The organism is Mesorhizobium sp. M0016 (assembly GCF_040324035.1).
Lineage (GTDB): Bacteria > Pseudomonadota > Alphaproteobacteria > Rhizobiales > Rhizobiaceae > Mesorhizobium.
The window spans coordinates 41389-60914 of the sequence record NZ_JAMYVM010000034.1 but is presented as its reverse complement, the minus strand read 5'-3'; the positions used below and the strand labels follow the sequence as shown (position 1 = coordinate 60914).

Annotated in this window: 15 protein-coding genes; 4 read left to right on the top strand and 11 right to left on the bottom strand. The window is 64.4% G+C overall.

The window, feature by feature from the left end:
- Positions 1–132: 132 nt before the first annotated feature.
- The gene (katG, locus tag NKJ88_RS30540) at positions 133–2328 is read right to left on the bottom strand and encodes a catalase/peroxidase HPI (RefSeq protein WP_352446651.1); all 2196 of its coding nucleotides are present in this window, start codon (positions 2326–2328) and stop codon (positions 133–135) included.
- 140 nt (positions 2329–2468) lie between these two features.
- On the opposite strand from katG, the gene NKJ88_RS30535 reads away from it, so the two are divergent.
- Positions 2469–3377, top strand: a complete 909-nt coding sequence (locus tag NKJ88_RS30535) for a hydrogen peroxide-inducible genes activator (RefSeq protein WP_352446650.1) — start codon at positions 2469–2471, stop codon at positions 3375–3377.
- A gap of 104 nt (positions 3378–3481) precedes the next feature.
- On the opposite strand, the gene NKJ88_RS30530 is transcribed toward NKJ88_RS30535, so the two are convergent.
- The 5 genes from NKJ88_RS30530 to hisS all read right to left on the bottom strand — a co-directional run bounded on the left by NKJ88_RS30530 (position 3482) and on the right by hisS (position 10171).
- Positions 3482–4585: a calcium:cation antiporter gene (locus NKJ88_RS30530; RefSeq protein ID WP_023823631.1), complete on the bottom strand. Its 1104-nt coding sequence runs from the start codon at positions 4583–4585 to the stop codon at positions 3482–3484.
- Between the two features lie 96 nt (positions 4586–4681).
- Positions 4682–6442: an AMP-binding protein gene (locus NKJ88_RS30525; RefSeq protein WP_023823632.1), complete on the bottom strand. Its 1761-nt coding sequence runs from the start codon at positions 6440–6442 to the stop codon at positions 4682–4684.
- A 231-nt stretch (positions 6443–6673) separates the two neighbouring features.
- Positions 6674–7375, bottom strand: coding sequence for an ATP phosphoribosyltransferase (hisG, locus tag NKJ88_RS30520; RefSeq protein WP_023710119.1), 702 nt, complete (start codon positions 7373–7375; stop codon positions 6674–6676).
- A complete protein-coding gene (locus NKJ88_RS30515; RefSeq protein WP_352446649.1) occupies positions 7372–8493 on the bottom strand; it encodes an ATP phosphoribosyltransferase regulatory subunit in 1122 nt (373 codons plus the stop codon). The genes hisG and NKJ88_RS30515 overlap by 4 nt, the downstream gene beginning before the upstream one ends.
- Before the next feature lie 172 nt (positions 8494–8665).
- Positions 8666–10171: a histidine--tRNA ligase gene (hisS, locus tag NKJ88_RS30510; RefSeq protein WP_023823633.1), complete on the bottom strand. Its 1506-nt coding sequence runs from the start codon at positions 10169–10171 to the stop codon at positions 8666–8668.
- Between the two features lie 203 nt (positions 10172–10374).
- Here hisS and NKJ88_RS30505 point away from each other — a divergent pair, with 203 nt between their 5' ends.
- Positions 10375–10617: a hypothetical protein gene (locus NKJ88_RS30505; RefSeq protein WP_023735722.1), complete on the top strand. Its 243-nt coding sequence runs from the start codon at positions 10375–10377 to the stop codon at positions 10615–10617.
- A 124-nt stretch (positions 10618–10741) separates the two neighbouring features.
- Here NKJ88_RS30505 and NKJ88_RS30500 read toward each other — a convergent pair whose 3' ends face one another.
- Positions 10742–11380 (bottom strand): DNA-3-methyladenine glycosylase I, encoded by a 639-nt coding sequence (locus NKJ88_RS30500; protein ID WP_352446648.1) that lies wholly within the window; start codon positions 11378–11380, stop codon positions 10742–10744.
- Between the two features lie 209 nt (positions 11381–11589).
- Here NKJ88_RS30500 and NKJ88_RS30495 point away from each other — a divergent pair, with 209 nt between their 5' ends.
- Positions 11590–12333: a L,D-transpeptidase gene (locus NKJ88_RS30495; RefSeq protein ID WP_023715642.1), complete on the top strand. Its 744-nt coding sequence runs from the start codon at positions 11590–11592 to the stop codon at positions 12331–12333.
- A gap of 271 nt (positions 12334–12604) precedes the next feature.
- Positions 12605–13525, top strand: coding sequence for a bifunctional 5,10-methylenetetrahydrofolate dehydrogenase/5,10-methenyltetrahydrofolate cyclohydrolase (locus NKJ88_RS30490; protein WP_352446647.1), 921 nt, complete (start codon positions 12605–12607; stop codon positions 13523–13525).
- A gap of 4 nt (positions 13526–13529) precedes the next feature.
- Here NKJ88_RS30490 and glcF read toward each other — a convergent pair whose 3' ends face one another.
- The 4 genes from glcF to NKJ88_RS30470 all read right to left on the bottom strand — a co-directional run bounded on the left by glcF (position 13530) and on the right by NKJ88_RS30470 (position 19384).
- On the bottom strand, positions 13530–14855 hold the full coding sequence (gene glcF / locus NKJ88_RS30485) for a glycolate oxidase subunit GlcF (protein ID WP_023745707.1): 1326 nt from the start codon (positions 14853–14855) through the stop codon (positions 13530–13532).
- Positions 14856–14859: 4 nt separating this feature from the next.
- Positions 14860–16071, bottom strand: a complete 1212-nt coding sequence (locus tag NKJ88_RS30480; RefSeq protein WP_352446646.1) for an FAD-binding protein — start codon at positions 16069–16071, stop codon at positions 14860–14862.
- A 235-nt stretch (positions 16072–16306) separates the two neighbouring features.
- A complete protein-coding gene (locus tag NKJ88_RS30475) occupies positions 16307–17803 on the bottom strand; it encodes an FAD-linked oxidase C-terminal domain-containing protein (protein ID WP_352446645.1) in 1497 nt (498 codons plus the stop codon).
- Positions 17804–18061: 258 nt separating this feature from the next.
- Positions 18062–19384, bottom strand: a complete 1323-nt coding sequence (locus NKJ88_RS30470; RefSeq protein ID WP_352446644.1) for a DUF3422 family protein — start codon at positions 19382–19384, stop codon at positions 18062–18064.
- Positions 19385–19526: the final 142 nt, after the last annotated feature.

Below are 19526 nucleotides of genomic sequence, written 5' to 3'. Positions count from 1 at the left end.
AACCTAATATCTCTGGGGCGGTGGGTGGCTTTTTTTTTTTATATTAAATTTTATTTAAATTTATATTTTTACTACCCCTCCAAACCCGCTGCGGGGGGCCGGGGCCCCGCGCCCTTCGTTTGGGAGGTTGTATCAGGCAGCGATGTCGAAACGGTCGGCGTTCATCACCTTGGTCCACGCCTTGACGAAATCGCCAACGAATTTCTGCCCGGCATCCGCCGACCCGTAGACCTCGGCCAGCGCGCGCAGCTGCGCATGCGAGCCGAAGATCAGGTCGGCGCGTGTGGCGGTCCACCTGACTGCCCTGGTCTTGCGGTCGCGTGCTTCATAGACCTCATGCGAGCCCGGCTCGGAGGCCGGATCCCAGATGGTGCTCATCGAGAGCAGGTTGACGAAGAAGTCGTTCGTCAGCGTGCCCGGCCTGTCGGTCAACACACCATGCTTCGAGCCGCCGGTGTTGGCGCCGAGCACGCGCAGGCCACCAACCAGCACCGTCATCTCCGGCGCCGTCAGGTTGAGCAGTTGCGCCCGGTCGACCAGCATGGCTTCGACCGACATCGGCGGTTTGCCCCTGACATAGTTGCGGAAGCCGTCAATTTTCGGCTCGAGCGCCGCAAAGGAATGGACGTCGGTCTGCGCCTGCGAGGCGTCGGTGCGGCCGGGCGTGAAGGGAACCTTCACCGCATTGCCGCCATCCTGCGCCGCTTTCTCGACCGCGGCGACGCCGCCGAGCACGATGAGGTCGGCCAGCGAGACCTTCTTGCCGCCTGCGTTGAACTCGTTCTGGATGGCTTCGAGCTTCGCCAGCACGGTGGCCAGTTCGACAGGCTGGTTGACCTCCCAGTCCTTCTGCGGCGCCAGACGAATGCGCGCGCCATTGGCGCCGCCGCGCTTGTCGGAGTTGCGGAAGGTCGAGGCCGAGGCCCAGGCGGTCGAGACCAATTGCGAAACGCTGAGGTCCGAAGCCAGGATCTTGGCCTTCAGCAATGCGATATCCTGGTCGCTGACCAGCTCATGGTCGACGGCCGGAACCGGATCCTGCCAGATCAGCTCTTCCTTCGGCACCAGCGGGCCGAGATACCGCACGACCGGCCCCATGTCGCGATGGGTGAGCTTGTACCAGGCACGGGCGAAGGCATCGGCGAACTGCTCCGGATGCTCGTGGAAGCGGCGCGAGATCTTCTCATAGGCCGGGTCGGCCCGCAGCGCGAGGTCGGTGGTCAGCATTGCCGGCGCATGACGCTTCGAGGGATTGTGCGCGTCCGGCACCGTAACCGCGCCAGAGCCGCCCTTCGGCGTCCACTGATGGGCCCCGGCCGGGCTCTTGGTCAGCTCCCATTCGAAGTTGAAGAGATTGTCGAAGAAGTTGTTGCTCCACTTGGTCGGCGTCGTCGTCCAGGTAACTTCGAGGCCGGATGTGATCGCATCGCCGGCAATGCCGGTGGCATGCTTGCTCGACCAGCCGAGGCCCTGCGCCTCGATGCCCGCGCCTTCCGGCTCGGCGCCGACCAGTGTTGCATCACCGGCGCCATGGGTCTTGCCGAAGGTGTGGCCGCCGGCGATCAGCGCCACGGTTTCCTCATCGTTCATTGCCATGCGTCCGAAGGTCTCGCGGATGTCGCGGGCCGAGGCCAGCGGATCCGGCTTGCCGTTCGGCCCTTCCGGGTTGACGTAGATCAGGCCCATCTGCACCGCGCCGAGATGGCCGTGCAACTCACGGTCGCCGGAATAGCGCTTGTCGTCGAGCCACTTGGTTTCCGAACCCCAGTCGACATCCTGCTCGGGCTCCCAGACATCGGCGCGGCCACCGGCGAAGCCAAAGGTCTTGAAGCCCATCGATTCCAGCGCGACGTTGCCAGTGAGAATCAACAGGTCGGCCCAGGAGATCTTGCGGCCGTATTTCTGCTTGACCGGCCACAAAAGCCGGCGCGCCTTGTCGAGATTGGCGTTGTCCGGCCAGCTGTTCAGCGGCGCGAAACGCTGCTGGCCCGCACCGGCGCCACCCCGGCCGTCGCCGATGCGATAGGTGCCGGCGCTGTGCCAGGCCATGCGGATGAACAGCGGCCCGTAATGGCCGAAATCGGCCGGCCACCAATCCTGCGAATCCGTCATCACCTTGTGCAAATCCTCGATCACCGCGTCGAGGTCGAGCGTCTCGAACTCCGCGGCGTAGTCGAAAGCTTCGCCCATCGGGTCCGAAAGGCTCGACTGCTGGTGGAGAACGCCGATGTCGAGCTGGTTCGGCCACCAGTCGCGGTTGGTCCTGGCGGAGGTTCCATGCGCGACCGGGCATTTGCCGGCGCTGTTGTCGTCGGTCATCGCGTCCATCTTGGCCTCCGAATTGCTGATTTATGTGTTGTTTTTTCCGGGCCGGCCGGGAGCCGCGCCACTCTGGAATGGTTCCAGACTAAGCCGTCTCTTCGATAAAAACAAATTGCCTTTCCTGTTTGTTGCGATAGGCTTTCCTTATGATTGGCTTGACCGTGCGGCAGATGCAATACTTCGAGGCTTTGGCGCAAACGCTGCATTTCGGCCGCGCCGCAAAACTTGCCGGCGTCAGCCAGCCGGCGCTGTCCGCGCAGATCGCCGAGATGGAGCAAAGGCTGAACTGCCGGCTGTTCGAGCGCGGCGGCAAGACGGTGCGGATGACGGAAGAGGCGGAAGCGCTGCTGCCACGCATCGAGCGCATCCTGCGCGACATCAGTGATGTCGAGACGACGGCCCGGCGCGGCCGCCCGGCCATGGAAGGCCGCTTCCGGCTGGGCATCATCCCGACCGTGGCACCCTATCTGCTGCCGCATGTATTGCCGGAACTGAAACGGCATTTTCCGTCCCTGCAACTCGAACTGCGCGAAGCAGTCACCGCATCGCTAGTCGAGGACACGGCAACCGGACGGCTCGACGCCTTCATCGCCGCGCTGCCGCTCGACCAGCCCGGCCTGGTCACCGACGAACTGTTCGCCGACCGCTTCTTCCTCGCCGTGCCAGCCGGAGATCCAGCCTTCGCCTCGCCACCGGTGCCGCCGGAAAGCCCGGCGCTGGAGCGGCTGATGCTTTTGGAGGAAGGCCACTGCCTGCGCGAACAGGCGCTCGCGCTCTGCGGCAGCGTGCGCCCGGTGGCAATGGCAAGCTATGGCGCCACCAGCCTGACGACGCTCTTGCAGATGGTAGCGCATGGTCTCGGCGTCACGCTCATCCCCGAAATGGCGGCAAGGCCGGCCAGCGCCATGCCGGACCTCAAGATCGTGCCGTTCCAGGAGCCAATGCCGCAACGCACGATCTGCCTGGCCTGGCGCCGCAATAAGGTGCGGCATGATGAGTGCGTCGAGTTGGCGAAGATCATTCGCGGGCTGGGTGGGGTGGTGATGGGGGTGTGAGTCGTTTGGGTCTTGGATGTCGCCTTGGGAACCCCGAAAAGCTCAAATCAGGCGCGTTCGAGAATACCCGCCTTGATGGCTGGTCGCCAGATCGCACCAAAGCCTCAAGGGATAAATACCAGAAATACGTACGTAAAAAACACAACGGCATGGACGATTCCGGTCAGGAAGGTCGTCCTTTCGTTGCTAAAGCTTACGCCGCATATGAAAAGCGCTAAAACCAAAAGTACTGCGTCAGCTTCCGGGAGCCCCAGGGTTAAGCCTCGTCCCGTAAGCAGGCTGGCTGCTGCGACCGCAGGTATCGTCAAGCCAATCGTGGCGCAAGCCGAACCCATTGCGACATTCAGGCCGCGCTGCAGCTCATTGTTGAGTGAAGCACGAACCGCCGAAATGGCTTCCGGCATCAAAACCAGACCCGCGATCATTGCCCCCACAATGCTGTCAGCCTGGGTCACCTGGTAAGCAACGAGCGCATTTTCAACACTTGCGGCGACCTGCTCGGCGAGCATGACAATTCCGATCAGTCCGATTATCAGGAGCAGAGCGCTGGAAGAGATGCTTTTGTGAGGGGCGGTTCGCGCCGAAAGGTCGTGTGCCAGTCCTTCGATGAAGTCGTCCCGGTGCCGGACGGTTTGCGCGAACACAAAACTTGCATAGAGCAGCACGGAAAGTACGCTCACAAGGCCAAGCTGAGCTGCCGAAAATGTGCCGGGATCGGTGGTCCGTGTATAGGTCGGCAGGATAAGCGTCATGACGGTCAGTGCGGCCAGAACCGCCAGATATGCGCTTGTCCCTTGCCGGACAATTGCCTGCTTGCGATGACGCCAGCCGCCAAACGTGAGACACGTCCCCACAACGCCGGTGGAGGCAATCATCACCGTCGAGAAGACGGACTCACGTGCAAGCGTGGGGTTGTTCTCTCCATGCAGCATCATGGAAACGATGATCGACACTTCGATTGCCGTCACGGCAAAAGTCAGCACCAATGTGCCGTAAGGCTCCCCCACACGGTGGGCCACCGCCTCGGCGTGATCGAGCACCACGAAAATAGTGATGAACATGATCGCACTCGAGAGCGCTCCGACGAGAATCCTGACGCTCGGCGAACCTTCGTCCACCGATAGCCCGCTGACTCTGACCGCAACGGCTAGTGCCAGCGCGGCCAAAGGCATCGCATAGGAAGTCGCTGATCGTGCGAAACCAGTCATTCAAGCCCCAATGCGTTCGGCGAACCTTGCGGAAGCCTGTCGAGCACCCCAGTGTCGTTTCGAAGCCGGGCAGTCCCGTCCCCCGGCGTTCAACCCTCAAGCCGTCTTCTGCACCACCAGCCCCAGTTCCTCCACCATCGCCTCGCGCATCAGAAACTTCTGCGGTTTTCCCGTCACCGTCATGGGCAGTTCGGTGCGGAAGCGGATGTAGCGGGGGATTTTGTAGTGGGCGATCTGGCCGGCGCAGAAATTCTTGATCTCCTGCTCGGTGGCGATCTGGTTGGGCTTCAGCACGATCCAGGCGCACAGCTCCTCGCCATATTTGGCGTCGGGAATGCCGAACACCTGCACCTCCTTGACCTTGGGATGGCGGTAGAGGAATTCCTCGACCTCTCTGGGATAGACGTTTTCGCCACCGCGGATGACCATGTCCTTGACCCGGCCGACAATGTTGCAATAGCCCTCGGCGTCGATGGTGGCGAGATCACCGGTGTGCATCCAGCCGTCGGCGTCGATCGCCTCGCGGGTTTTTTCCGCGTCGTCCCAGTAGCCTTTCATGACGGAATAGCCGCGGGTGCACAGCTCGCCCGGCGCGCCGACGGCGACGGTGGCGCCCTCGGCGTCGATGGCCTTGACCTCGACATGCGGATGGATGCGGCCGACAGTGGAGACGCGTTTTTCCAGCGGATCGTCGACGCTGCTCTGGAACGAGACCGGGCTGGTCTCGGTCATGCCGTAGGCGATGGTCACCTCTTCCATATGCATCAGCGTCACCACCTTCTTCATCACCTCGATCGGGCATGGTGAGCCCGCCATGATGCCGGTGCGCAGGCTGGAGAGATCGAAGCTGGTGAAGTCGGCGTGGTCAAGCATGGCGACGAACATGGTCGGCACGCCGTAGAGGCCGGTGCAGCGTTCCTGCGCCACCGCCTTCAGCGTCGCGCCGGCGTCAAAACCCTCGCCAGGAAACACCATGGTCGCGCCCTTGGTGACGCAGCCCATCGTGCCCATCGACATGCCGAAGCAGTGGTAGAGCGGCACCGGGATGCAGAGCCGGTCGTCGACGGTGAGCTTGATCGCAGCGGTGACGAAATTGCCATTGTTGACGATGTTGGTGTGGGTCAGCGTCGCGCCCTTGGGCGCGCCCGTCGTGCCTGATGTGAACTGGATGTTGATGGCCTCGCCCGGCTTCAGCCCTTCGGAGATGCGGTCGAGGCTGTCATGCTCGTCGCGGCCGGCCATCGACAGCACATCGGCGAAATTGAACATGCCGGGCGAGTTGTCGTCGCCCATGCGAATGACGATCTTCAGCGTCGGCAATTTCTGCGCCTTGAGCTTGCCGGGGGTGGCGTTGGCGAGCTCCGGCGCCAGCTTCTCGATCATGCCGAGATAGTCGGAGGTCTTGAAACTGGCGGCGGTGACCAGCGCCTTGCAGCCGACCTTGTTGAGGGCATATTCCAGCTCCGTCAGCCGGTAGGCCGGGTTGATGTTGACCAGGATCAGGCCGATGCGAGCGGTGGCGAATTGGGTGACCAGCCATTCCCAGCGGTTGGGCGACCAGATGCCGACACGGTCGCCTTTTTCGAGGCCGAGCGCCAGGAAGCCGGCGGCGAGCGTATCGACCGTGTCCGACAATTCGCTCCAGGTGAAGCGCTTGTCCTGTCCGACGAAGACGGCAGCATCCTGCGTGGCGTATCTGCCGACCGTGTCGGAGAAAAGCTGAGGGATCGTCTTGTCGAGCAGCGGCACCGAACGGTCGCCCGACACATGTGCCCGGCCGTCGAGCGGAGCGATGAACGCCCTGCCGCGCCCGCGCAGATTGGTGGCGTTCTTGAGCTCGTCGAGATTAATCGCCATCGCCGTTTCCTCCCGATGAGTGAGCCTAGCAGCCTGATGGGGTGGTGGAAAGTACAGGCGGTTCCCCTCCCCCTCGAGGGGAGGGTGCCTCGCGAAGCGAGGCGGGTGGGGTCCTCGGCGAAGTGCTCGGCTTCCTTGGTCACGGTCGACCCGGCTTGGGTGGTCTCGCGTCGAGCACTGCCGGAGCGACCCCACCCGTCCATCCGCCTTTGGCGGCTGTCCACCCTCCCCTCAAGGGGGAGGGAGCGCGCTCATCTTCGCGGCTATTTCCCGCACTAGCGCCTCATCCGCCGGCGCACGATCTTTCCGGGCAGCCACCAGGCAAGCCTGCGACTCCAGCACAACCCCATCGGCCAGCACCTTGAGATGGTTGGCGCGCAGGGTCGAGCCGGTGGTGGTGATGTCGACGATGACATCGGCAAGGCCTGCCGCCGGCGCGCCTTCGGTGGCGCCGAGGCTTTCGACGATGCGGTAGACCTGGATGCCGTGCTTTTGCGAGAAGAACTGCTGCGTGAGCCGCCAGTATTTGGTGGCGATCCTGAGCCGCCTGCCGTGGCGCTGGCGGAAATCGGCGGCGACATCGTCGAGATCGGCCATGGTGTCGACGTCGAGCCAGATGCCGGGCACCGCGACCACGACATCGGCATGGCCGAAGCCGAGGCGAGCGACGATTTCGGCGCGCGCCTCCCAGTCGGCGAGGTTTTCGCGCAGCAGGTCCTCGCCGGTAATGCCGAGGTCGACCGAACCTTGCCCAATCTCGCCGGCGATTTCGGACGCCGACAGGAACGCCACCTCGATGCCCTCGGCGCCGTCGATGCGGGCGCGGTACTGGCGCTCATCGCCGGGCAGGCTGACGGCAAGCCCGGCCCTGGCCAGTACCTCCAAGGCCTGCTCCTTGAGCCGGCCTTTCGATGGGATCGCCAGCGTGATCATTGCGGCTCTCCCCGCAGCGCTTCGATGCGGTCGAGCCAGACGGAGAAGCCGACGCCGGGGATCGGCGTCTTGGCGCCGAGCAGGGTCAGCAGCCGGTCGTAGCGTCCGCCACCGGCCAGCGGCCGCTCGCCGCCAAGTGCCGCGATCTCGAAGACGATGCCGGTATAGTAATCCAGCGGACGGCCGAAGGCAGCGTCGTAGCGAACTGTTTGCGTCGGCAAGCCGTGCGCCTCGATGGCCTTGGCGCGGGCAGCGAATTTTTCGAGCGCCGCGCCCAGCGAAAGCCCGGCAGAGGCCGCAAAACTTTCGAGCGCAGCACTCGCGCCGTCGAGCGGCACGTCAATTGCGAGGAAATCCCTGAGTGCTGCAAAGGCCTCGTTCGACAGCCGCACGCTGCGCAATTCGGCCTTTTCGATCAGCCGCCGGGCAATGTCGACTGGCGCGCGTCCGCCGGATGCCAGCAGGCCGGCCTCTTCCATGCCGCCGGCAATGTGGGCGGAAAGCGCTTCGAGATCGCCATCGAGCACCAGGGCCGCGACTTCGCCGTCAAGCTCACCGTTGCGTGGCGGGTTGGCAAGATCGGACAACGCTGCCTGCAGCATCGGCGCCGAACCGAAGGCGCGCGCAAGTCGCATGCGCCAGCCGCGCGGCAGGCCGAGGGCCGCCAGCACCGCCTCGAAGATGGTCTGGTCGCCGAGCGTGATCGCAAGAGGTTGCGCCGGCAGCACCAGCTGCAGCAGCGCGTGCGCATCGGCCAGCGAACGCGCATCGGCCTCGGCCGTATCGCGGTCGCCGAGATCCTCGATGCCGGCCTGAAAGAACTCGTTGCCGCCCTCGCGGCGCTGGCGGAACACTTCGCCGAGATAGGAATAGCGGCGCGGCGTGCCGGCCTGCGAGGCGATGTGGTCGAGGCAGACGGGGATGGTGAATTCGGGCCGCAGACACAGCGTCTTGCCGGTCTCGCTTTCGGTGAGAAAGATGCGGCGGCGCAGATCCTCGCCGGCCATGTCGAGGAATGGGTCGGCCGGCTGCAGCACCGCGACCTCGACCGCATGGGTGTTGCGGGCGGCGAAGAGTTTGGTGATTTCAAATGCGATGGCGGGATAGCGGGAGGTCATGCGTGGCGCGAGGCACCCCCCTCTGGCCTGCCGGCCATCTCCCCCTCAAGGGGGGAGATTGGCAGCTCGGAGCGCAGCGCCTCTTCTTCAACGCCGGAGATTGGCGAAACCATGCGCGACATCCAATCTCCCCCCTTTAGGGGGAGATGGCCGGCAGGCCAGAGGGGGGCGTTCAAGCGCCACCCTTCGCACGGTCAGCGGCCTGCACCGCCAAAATCTTCCTCACCTCGGCGACCAGCTCTCCCTCCGCCACCGTCACCTGCGCCGGGCGGGCAGCCCGCCATTCAGCGTTGTCGGCGATTTCAGCGGACATGCGCGCGCCTTCGATCAGATCCTTGATCTGCAACTCGCCCTTGGCGCGCTCATCGCCGCCCTGGATGATGGCGACCGGGCTACCGCGGCGATCGGCGTATTTCAGCTGCGCCTTCATGCCGGCGCCGCCGAGATACATCTCTGAGCGGATGCCGGCGGCGCGTAGCTCTGCGACCATCTTCTGGTAGCGGCCAAGGCTTCCCGTATCCTTGTCCATGACCAGCACGACGACCGGCGCGATGACATCGGTGGTGTCCAGCTTGCCGAGGTTCTTCAGCGCCGTCATCAGGCGGGAGACGCCGATCGAAAAGCCGGTCGCCGGCACCGGCTCGCCACGGAAGCGCGAGACCAGCCCGTCATAGCGGCCGCCACCACCGACCGAACCGAAGCGCACGATCTGGCCGTCTTCGTTGGGGATTTCGGCGAGCAATTCGGCTTCGAAGACCGGGCCGGTGTAGTATTCGAGGCCGCGCACGACGGAGCGGTCCATGGCGATGCGATCTTCGCCATATCCGGCCGCCCTGACCAGGGCTTCAATCGTCGCGAGCTCGCCGACGCCTTCTTGGTAAGTCGAGTTCGAGCTCACTATGGAAACCTGGTCGACCTGTGCGTTCCTTGCCGTGGCGAGAAGAACTGCTTCAGCTTGCCCGTCGTCCAAACCAGCGCCCTTGGCGAAGTCGCCCTCGCCTTCCTTGCCGCCATCCCATCGGCCCGGCCCAAGCAGAAGCTTCACGCCTTCCGGCCCGAGCTTGTCCAGCTTGTCGATGGCGCGCAGCACCGTCAGCCGGCGGCCGGCATTGTTGTCACCGCCAAGGCCGATCGCCTCCAGCACGCCGTCAAGCACCTTGCGGTTGTTGACCCGGATGACGTAGTCGCCACGCTTGATGCCAAGCGCTTCCATCACGTCGGCCATCATCATGGCCATCTCGGCGTCGGCTGCGACGCCCGGCGTACCGATCGTGTCGGCGTCGAACTGCATGAACTGGCGGAAGCGGCCCGGGCCGGGCTTTTCGTTGCGGAACACCCAGCCGGAGCGGTAGCTGCGATAGGGTTTCGGCAGCTTCTCAAAATTCTCGGCGACGTAACGCGCCGTCGGCGCAGTCAAATCATAGCGCAGCGACAGCCACTGCTCATCATCGTCCTGGAACGAGAAAACGCCTTCGTTCGGCCGGTCCTGGTCGGGCAGGAATTTGCCGAGCGCATCGGTGTACTCGATCAGCGGCTGGTCGGCCGGCTCGAAACCGTAGAGCTCATAGACCGAACGGATCGTGGCCATCATCTTCTCGACGGCGCGGATGTCTTCAGCGCTGCGGTCGGCAAAGCCGCGCGGCAGCCGCGCTTTCGTCTTTTCCGATTTGTCGGCCATGGGATGGGTCTTTTCGCTTAGTAATCGATGACTTGTTTGGAGTTGGCGTGTCCTAACCGAAGCGGCTTTGTGCGGCAAGGGTTTGCGCTTTTTCCTTGTCCCACGAAACAAACCGCACCAAAAAGGAAACAATTCCGCCATCGGCGCGGCATCGTGCCGACACAATCAGAGCCGATAAGCGCGCCGAAACAAAGGGTTGGGCCATGACTGCCGCACACAAGTTCGACATCAGAGACGACGGCTTGCATGAAGTCCGGCTGCGGCCGGCCGAGAACCGTGCGCCGGTGACGGCGAGCCTCGGTCCGTTTGAGGTCACCGCCGACGAGCGCAAGGGTTCCACCATGCGCGAGGCGCTGATGACCGGATTGCTGGTGATTTATCCGGCCTTTGCGGCACTGGCGGCGATTGTGGCGGGATTGTTCCTGACTGGCGCCAGCGGGACGTGAGTTCCTTACCCTCCCCCTTGTGGGGAGGGTCGACGCGTAGCGTCGGGGTGGGGGTGCGGCGCCAAGATACCCCCACCCGCGCCTTCGGCGCGACCTCCCCACAAGGGGGAGGTCGGGGGACGCCCTACTTCGGCCTCTTAAAGGCCTTGCGTTCCTTCTCCACCTGCTCCCGGCAAACACACCCCTCGAGATGGTCGTTGACCAGACCCATCGCTTGCATGAAGGCATAGACCGTCGTCGGTCCGACAAAGCTCCAGCCGCGCTTTTTCAACTCCTTCGAAATCCTGATCGAGACCCCTGTCGTCGGGTTGGCGCGTAGATGCGCCATGTCCACCACCGCCGGCCGCTCCTCCGGCCCCGGCTCGAACTTCCAGAACCAGGCGGCCAGCGAGCCGAACTCGTCGACCATTTCGCACGCCCGTTTGGCGTTGTTGATGGTCGAGACGATCTTGCCGCGGTGGCGGATGATGCCGGCATTGGCGACCAGGCGCTCGACATCCTCGTCGGTGAAGGCAGCGACCTTGTAGAAGTCGAAACCGGCGAAGGCCTCGCGGAAATTCTCGCGCTTGCGCAGAATGGTCAGCCAGGACAGGCCGGACTGAAAGCCTTCGAGGCAGATCTTTTCGAACAGCCTGCGGTCGTCGGCGACCGGCCGGCCCCATTCATGGTCGTGGTAGTGCAGATAGTCCGGCAGATTGCCGTGCCAGAAGCAGCGCGTGATCCCGTCGGAGCCGGTAAGCAGTCCGGTGTTGTCTTGAGTCATGGCCAATCCATCCGTTAACGCGCTTTCGCGCTGCATTTACCGCGGCTTTACCAGATTCCTGAACCCGGCGGTAACCACACCAAAAGGTTTACTGACAAAGCGGCATTTTACGCATTCCGATTCATGTTTCGGTTGCCGCTTCGCGCCAAGGATCGCGCAACCGGGGGCAAGTTCCGCCTCCGTCCGTTCGACGATCAAGGTGCGTTCCGATGAAGATCTTTTTGCGTTCCGTGCTCGGCGCCGTGGCCATTCTGGCCGCCGGCGTCACCTCGTCTGCCGCCAACGACCGCTATGCCGACAGGCCGCCGGTGATGGTGAGCCCCGACCTTTCCGCACCCTGGGTGCTGCAGCTTGGCCGGGCGCCCGGCATCGTGCGGCAGAGCCGACAGATGGTCCAGCAGCCGCGACTTCGCTATGCGCAGCCGGCGCGACCCGATCGGGTGCGCACTGCTTCCGTGCAGGCGCCGGCCAAGCGCGTGGTGATGCGGCCGCAGATCAATCCGCTCTACCTGCCGCAGGAAGTCGCCTATGACGGCCCGCAGAAGCCGGGCACGATCGTCATCGATACGACGCAGAACTTCCTGTTCCTGGTCGAGAAGAACGGCAAGGCGCGGCGCTATGGCGTCGGCACCGGCAAACCTGGCTTCGAATGGTCTGGCACGCACAAGATCACCAACAAGCGCGTCTGGCCGGACTGGCGCCCGCCAGCGGAGATGATCAAGCGCGAGGCTGCCAAGGGCCGCTACCTCCCGACCTATCTGGCCGGTGGCGAAGAGAATCCGCTCGGCGCCCGCGCGCTCTATCTCGGCACGACGGAATACCGCATTCACGGCACCAACCAGCCATGGACGATCGGCGGCTCGGTGTCTTCCGGCTGCATCCGCATGCGCAACGAGGATGTGGTTGACCTTTACGAGAGGGTCAATGTTGGAACGACCGTGGTCGTGATATAGTCGGCTACCGAATCATCTGGTCCAGAAGACTGGACCTTCAGGGATCGGGAAGAGTTTACGGGGGACGGGCCGTGTGGGGATGCGGCCAGTCAGGAAAGGGCAGCCTGGGAAACCGCGCTGCCCTTTCTCTTTGCGGCGGTAGCTGAGCCAGGCTGCGCCAGAACGTCGCGCCAGGGGGATGACGGTTCGCTTTCACGCTGCCTTGCCGCATTTCCCCTGCTATAGGGACGGCCAAACTCCCCTGCGCCAAACTCGCTGCAAAGGTTCAGCCATGTCTCCGCCAGACGATAGCCGCTATCTCCGGGGCGGCCCGGTCGCCCAGCGCATCATGGCATCCGTGCGCGAGGATGCCGCCATCGCCACCGCCGAAGGTTTTCCGCCCAAGCTGGTGTCGATCACCGTCGGCGATACCGCTGCCGTCGATGTCTATGTGCGCAACCAGCGCGCCAAGGCCGCGCTTGCCGGCATCGGTTTCGAGGAGCGGCGGTTCCCCGCCGACATCAGCGCCGGCGAACTCGAGGCGGCGATCCACGGCCTGAACGCCGACCCGCGCGTCACCGGCATCATCATCCAGCGGCCGGTGCCGGCGCATATCCCGATCAAGACGCTGCAAGCGGCGGTGCATCCACTGAAGGACGTCGAGGGCATGCATCCGGCGTCGATCGGCAATATCGTGTATAATCAGCTCGACCTTGCGCCTTGCACAGCTGCGGCCTCGGTCGAGCTGCTGAAGGAAACCGGCCTTGACCTCAAGGGGCTGGAAGTCGTCGTCGTCGGCCATTCTGAAATCGTCGGCAAGCCGATCGCCTTCCTGCTGATGAGCGAAGGCGCGACGGTAACGGTTTGCCATCACATGACGCGCTCGGTGGCGGCACATGCGCGCCGCGCCGATGCGCTGTTCGTCGCCGTCGGCAAGCCGCGGCTGATCAAGGCCGACATGGTGAAGCCCGGTGCGGCCGTCATCGACATCGGCATCAATTCCGAGATCGGCCCGGACGGCACGAGCCGCATCGTCGGCGACGTCGACACCGAGAGCGTGAAGGAAGTCGCGTCCTGGATCACGCCGGTGCCGGGCGGCGTCGGCCCGATCACTGTGGCGATCCTCTTGCGCAACACAATGGTCGCGCTCAGCCGCCAGCGCGCGCGCTACCAGGCGAAGTATGGCGTGGTGGACCGGCTGGCAGCGGAATAGCTGCTTACTCGGCGGCGACCAGGTTTCCTTCGGAGACGCCCTCCGGCTTCGGACCACCATAGGCCCAGTCGAGCAGCTTGATCGTGTGCACCACCGGCAGCTTTGCAGCCGAAGCGATCTGGGTGATGCAGCCGATATTGCCTGTGGCAACGATCTCCGCGCCGGTGGCCTCGATGTTTTTCACCTTTCGGTCGCGCAGCTTCTCCGAAATCTCCGGCTGCAGGATGTTGTAGGTGCCGGCCGAGCCGCAGCACAGATGGCCCTCGCGCGGCTCGCGCACGACGAAGCCGGCCTTGGCCAGCAACTCCTTCGGCTGGCGGGTGATCTTCTGGCCGTGCTGCATCGAACAGGCGGAGTGGTAGGCAACGACCGTGCCGGGCTTGCGCACCGGCTCCGGCAGGTCGAGGCTTGCGAGATATTCGGTGATGTCCCTGGCCAGCGCCGAGACCTTTGCAGCCTTGTCGGCATAGGCCGGATCGAGGCGCAGCATGAAGCCATAGTCCTTGATGGTGGTGCCGCAGCCGGACGCGGTGATGACGATGGCATCGAGCCCACCCTGGTCGATGGCGCGTGTCCAGGCATCGACATTCTGCCGGGCCGAGGCAAGGGCTGCTGCCTCGCGGCCCATATGATGGACCAGCGCGCCGCAGCAGGCCTCGCCCTCAGGCACCACGACCTCGACGCCGAGCCTGGTCAGCAATGCAATCGTCGTCACGTTGATGGCGGGATCGAGCACCGATTGGGCGCAGCCGGTGAGGATGGCGACGCGGCCCTTTTTCGCTCCCTGCCCGGCATGGACGCCAGGAGAGGCCATTGGCGAGGCGGCGGGAATAGAGGCCGGCGCCAGCTTCAGCATAGCACCGAGCGGCTTCAAGGCTGGGACCTTTTCGAACAGGCCGATGAACGGCTTGCCCAATCTCGCCAGCTTCAGCGCGGCGCGAAAGCGCGCGGGGTAAGGCAGCACTAGGGCCAGCAGGGCGCGGGTCAGCCGGTCGAGCAGCGGCCGCCTGTAAGTCTCCTCGATATGGGCGCGGGCATGGTCGACCAGATGCATGTAGTTGACGCCCGACGGGCAGGTCGTCATGCAGGCGAGGCAGGACAGGCAGCGGTCGATATGGGTGACGATCTCCTTGTCGGCGGGACGGCCGTTCTCCAGCATATCCTTGATCAGGTAGATGCGCCCGCGCGGTGAATCCAGCTCGTTGCCGAGTGTGACATAGGTCGGGCAGGTGGCGGTGCAGAAGCCGCAATGCACGCATTTGCGCAGGATCTTCTCCGATTCCGCGACATGCGGATCGGCGAGCTGGGCAAGGGAGAAATTGGTCTGCATCGCGTTAGCCCTGGGCCATGCGGCCGGGATTGAGGATGGCCTTGGGATCGAACTCGGCCTTGAGCCTAGCCGACAGGGCGGCCAGATGCGGCGCCTGTGGCTCGAACACCGGCACGGCGGCGCGATGCGCGGGCGCGGCGCGCACCAGCGTCGCGTGGCCGCCGCCATGTTTTCTGATCAGCCCGCGCAGCAGGGCGGCCTCGGGATCGCCCTCCTCCATGCGCAGCCAGACCAGCCCACCCTGCCAGTCGTAAAAGGCGCTGACGCCGATCTGCATGCGCAGCGTCAGTACCATCTGGTGGGCCTGGGACGGCGCCATCGAAACGCGCCAGACCGGCTTTTCACTGCCGTCGGCGAAGGGAGCGCAATCCCTGATATCACGCCAAAGGGCATGCGAGGCCTCGCCGGCAATGTCCTGCAACGGGCCGGCATTTTTCAGCAGGGTTTTCAGTGCCTCGATGCGATAGGCGACCGAAGGGCCGAACCCTTCGACGCGCAGCAGCGTCGCGGCGTCAGTGCCGAGCGCGCCGTCGGCGACACGCGCGGCGATCCGCTCCGGCAGATGGGCCGCGCTCGACACTTCGGCGCTGGAGCCGAGCGCCAGCGCCATGGCGGCAGAGGCGGCATCGTCGAGTAGGCCGCGCATGGCAAGCGTCACCTCGGTCTCGGCCGCCGGCAGCACCTTGAAGGTGACATCGGTGAATACAGCCAGCGTGCCCCAGCTGTTGGCCATCAGCTTCGACAGATCGTAGCCGGTAACATTCTTGACGACGCGGCCGCCTGATTTGAACGCTTCGCCACGACCGGCAACCGCGTTGATGCCAAGGATATGGTCGCGCGCGGCGCCCGCCTTCAGCCGGCGCGGGCCGGACAGGTTGGCGGCAAGCACGCCGCCGATCGTGCCTCTTCCCTTGATACCGCCGAACAATGGGCCGTAGTCCATCGGCTCGAAAGCAAGTTGCTGGCCGTTTTCGGCGAGCAGGCTTTCTATATCGGAAAGCGGTGTGCCGGCCTTCGCCGACAGCACCGTTTCGGCCGGCTCGTAGAGGGTGACGCCGGTGAGCTTCGAAAGATCGAGCGTGTGTTCGCTCTGCTGTGGCCGGCCGATGCCGCGCTTGGAGCCGTGGCCGATGGTCTCCAGCGGCGATTCCTCCGCAGCCGCCCATTGGACGGTGGAGAGGACTTCGGTGGACGAGGTGGGAGTGAAGGTGGTCATGGCGACGCGCCGCTTGCGAGTGCAGAGACGTCGAGTTCCTTCGTGCCCCCCTCTGTCCTGCCGGACATCTCCCCCACTTGGGGGGAGATTAGCAGCTTTGGCGACCGCGCCTCTCTAGCAACGTCGAAGATTGGCGAAGGCAGAGATGACTGGTGATCTCCCCCCAAGTGGGGGAGATGTCCGGCAGGACAGAGGGGGGCGCGAAGGATCGCCGACGTGAGACATTCCGCCCCCATCAAAACCTCGGAATGTCCGGAAACGCCACCTGGCCGCGATGCACATGCATGCGTCCAAGCTCCGCGCAGCGGCGCAGTTGCGGGAACACTTTTCCCGGGTTGAGCAGATGGTTGGGATCGAAGGCGCATTTGACGCGCATTTGTTGGTCGAGGTCGATCTGGTTGAACATTTCAGGCATCAAGTCGCGCTTCTCGACGCCGACGCCGTGCTCGCCGGTCAAGACGCCGCCGACCTTGACGCAGAGCCGCAAGATGTCGGCGCCAAAACTTTCCGCCTTGTCGAGTTCGCCCGGCACGTTGGCGTCGTAGAGGATCAGCGGATGCAGATTGCCGTCGCCGGCGTGGAAGACATTGGCGACGCCAAGGCCGTATTTTCCCGACAGTTCGCGCATGCCGGCGAGCACACGCGGCAATTCCTTGCGCGGGATGGTGCCATCCATGCAGTAATAGTCGGGTGAGATGCGGCCGACCGCCGGGAAGGCCGCCTTGCGGCCGGCCCAGAAACTCAGCCGCTCCTGTTCGGATTGCGAGATGCGGCAGGTGGTGGAGCCGTTCCTGTAGGCGATCGCTTCGACGAGACCGATCAGGTGATCGACCTCGACGCCCGGCCCGTCGAGTTCGACGATCAGCAGCGCCTCGACATCAAGGGGATAGCCGGCGTGGACGAAATCTTCCGCGGCATGGATCGCCAGCCGGTCCATCATCTCCATGCCGCCAGGGATAATGCCGGCGCCGATGATGTCGGCGACGCATTGGCCGCCCTGCTCGCTGGTCGGAAAGCCGATCAGCAGAGCGCGCGCCGTCTCCGGCTTCTTCAGGATGCGTACCGTGACCTCGGTGACGACGCCGAGCAGGCCTTCGGACCCCGTCATGACGCCGAGGAGATCATAGCCTTCCGAGTCCAGATGATTGCCGCCCAGGCGCACCACCTCGCCGTTCATCAGCACCATCTCGATGCCCAGCACATTGTTAGCGGTCAGGCCGTATTTCAGGCAGTGCACGCCGCCGGAATTTTCAGCGACATTGCCGCCGATCGAGCAGGCGATCTGGGAGGATGGATCGGGCGCATAGTAGAAGCCCTCCTGCTCGACGGCGGTGGTGATGCCGAGATTGGTGACGCCGGGCTGAGCGACGACGACGCGATCGGGATAGTCGATCGCAAGGATGCGGTTGAAGCGGCTCATGACCAGCAGCACGGCATCCTCGAGCGGCAACGCGCCGCCGGAGAGTGAGGTGCCGGAGCCGCGCGGCACGACACGGATGTTGCGGTCGTTGCAGTATTTCAGCACCCGCGACACCTGCGCCACCGTTTCCGGCAGCACCACGACCAGCGGCAATTGCCGGTAGGCGGTGAGACCATCGCTTTCGAAGGCGCGCATTTCGTTGGTGGCGTCGACGACGCCCTCGCCCGGCACGATGATGCGCATATCGGCGACGATCTCCGCCCGCCTTCGCATCGTGGCGTCGTCTGGCTTGGGCATGACAAGGCCGGACATCGGCGGCGTCCTCCACTTGGCTGGTAAAAATCTTTTACCAGTTACATCCGGATGTTGCAAACACCGCGTCGGGCAAAGAGCGTACTGCCAGCCTTCCGCAGCGGCAATCTGCCGCTATTCACCCTCCCCCTTGTGGGGAGGGTCGCGAACGCAGTGAGCGGGGTGGGGGTCCGCGCGACGAAGCTCTTTACGAGCACCCCCACCCCGATCCGCTATGCGGATCGACCCTCCCCACAAGGGGGAGGGTAAAGTGCGCTCCTACTCCCCCGGATGTTTCGCCGGCTCGGAGTGCATCCGCCTCACTCGCCGCACACCCCACCAGACCAGCACGATGGCGACCGGCACCGCGACGGCCGTGACGACTTCGGGCGCAATGGCATGGCCGAAGATCGAGGCGCCCTTGGCAAGGTAGGAGATCAGACCGACGACATAGTAGGACACTGCCGCCACCGACAGGCCTTCCACCGTCTGCTGCAGCCGCAGTTGCAGCCGGGCGCGGTTGTTCATCGACGCCAGCAGATCGCGGTTCTGCTTCTCGACCTCGACATCGACCCAGGTGCGCAGCAGCGTGGTGGCGCGGGTTAGTTTGCGCGACAGGTTGGCCTGGCGCTCCTCGACCGAACGGCAGGTGCGCATGGCGGGTGCCACCCGCCGCTGCAGGAAGCCGCCCCAAGTGTCGTAGCCGGGCACGGCTTCTTCGTCCAGCGCTTCCAGCCGCTCGACAACGATGCCGTCATAGGCGCGGCTGGCGCCGAAGCGATAGAGGCTGGAGGCGGCATCAGCCTCGAGTTCAGCGGCAAGCTCGGTCAGGTCGGCGAGCAGCGTCTGGCTGTCGCGGGTTTCAGCGACCTTCATTTCCAGCGTGGTCTGCGCCAGCCGGTCCTCGATGCGGCGGGCGCGGCCCGACAGCGTCAGCGCCAGCGGCAGGCCGAGCATGGCAAGCGTGCGATAGGTCTCGACGTCGATCAGCCGCTGCGACAGCGCGCCGGTCCGCGCCGGCGTCAGGCCGCGATCAAGCACCAGGATGCGGGTCAGGCCGTCGCCGTCCTGGCGGAAATCGGTGACGATGGCCGCATTGCCGCGCTCGACCAGCGAATAGCAGAGGCTCGTCGGGTCGAAGGCCGCAATCAGCTTCTCGCTTGCCGGCGTCCATTTGCGGATCTCCAGCCTTATGCCTGAGATCACCGTTCCCGGCGGCGAGAACCCGTTGCCGAAAGGAGAATCCTCCTGCGCCCTGCCGCTTTCGGCAAGCGGCCCTTCCCAAAGATAGGTCGAGAATTCCGTATGCCGCTCCCAGCGCAGCGTACCCTTGCCCCACTTCATGGCGTGGTGGCGGGCATGACGGTCGGGCGCCGCGATGCCGAGGCGCCGCGACAGTTCGGAGAGCACGGCCATGTCGACGCTGGAGCCGCCCTCGGTCATGAAGGCGAGTTGCACAAGCACGCGCGGCTTCTCGATCAGCGGATGCGGCCGGGCATGGACCTCGCCGATCGCGCCGGGCCGTCCCTCATGCGCGGGAAAGCCCATCACGCTGCCCTGGGCGCGCGGCTGGAATTCGAGGTTGGACGTCTCGTCCGACACGGTGGTCCCCCTGTTCTCGACCCTTCGTGTGATGGCGTCCTCTAAAGGCAATCCATGAGGCGCGTAAACACCAAAGTCTAGCATCGTAGGTCCTGCCGGCGCGACGCGCAGACCGACCCGATTGGGCGAATTGGATAAATAA

Excerpts from the sequence above, each read along its gene's own strand:
- NKJ88_RS30525 (WP_023823632.1), bottom strand. The coding sequence starts at position 6,442 with ATGGCGATTAATCTCGACGAGCTCAAGAACGCCACCAATCTGCGCGGG.
- NKJ88_RS30505 (WP_023735722.1), top strand. The coding sequence starts at position 10,375 with ATGACTGCCGCACACAAGTTCGACATCAGAGACGACGGCTTGCATGAA.
- hisS (WP_023823633.1), bottom strand. The coding sequence starts at position 10,171 with ATGGCCGACAAATCGGAAAAGACGAAAGCGCGGCTGCCGCGCGGCTTT.
- hisG (WP_023710119.1), bottom strand. The coding sequence starts at position 7,375 with ATGATCACGCTGGCGATCCCATCGAAAGGCCGGCTCAAGGAGCAGGCC.
- NKJ88_RS30515 (WP_352446649.1), bottom strand. The coding sequence starts at position 8,493 with ATGACCTCCCGCTATCCCGCCATCGCATTTGAAATCACCAAACTCTTC.
- NKJ88_RS30490 (WP_352446647.1), top strand. The coding sequence starts at position 12,605 with ATGTCTCCGCCAGACGATAGCCGCTATCTCCGGGGCGGCCCGGTCGCC.
- katG (WP_352446651.1), bottom strand. The coding sequence starts at position 2,328 with ATGGACGCGATGACCGACGACAACAGCGCCGGCAAATGCCCGGTCGCG.
- NKJ88_RS30530 (WP_023823631.1), bottom strand. The coding sequence starts at position 4,585 with ATGACTGGTTTCGCACGATCAGCGACTTCCTATGCGATGCCTTTGGCC.
- NKJ88_RS30475 (WP_352446645.1), bottom strand. The coding sequence starts at position 17,803 with ATGTCCGGCCTTGTCATGCCCAAGCCAGACGACGCCACGATGCGAAGG.
- NKJ88_RS30495 (WP_023715642.1), top strand. The coding sequence starts at position 11,590 with ATGAAGATCTTTTTGCGTTCCGTGCTCGGCGCCGTGGCCATTCTGGCC.
- NKJ88_RS30535 (WP_352446650.1), top strand. The coding sequence starts at position 2,469 with ATGATTGGCTTGACCGTGCGGCAGATGCAATACTTCGAGGCTTTGGCG.
- glcF (WP_023745707.1), bottom strand. The coding sequence starts at position 14,855 with ATGCAGACCAATTTCTCCCTTGCCCAGCTCGCCGATCCGCATGTCGCG.
- NKJ88_RS30480 (WP_352446646.1), bottom strand. The coding sequence starts at position 16,071 with ATGACCACCTTCACTCCCACCTCGTCCACCGAAGTCCTCTCCACCGTC.
- NKJ88_RS30500 (WP_352446648.1), bottom strand. The coding sequence starts at position 11,380 with ATGACTCAAGACAACACCGGACTGCTTACCGGCTCCGACGGGATCACG.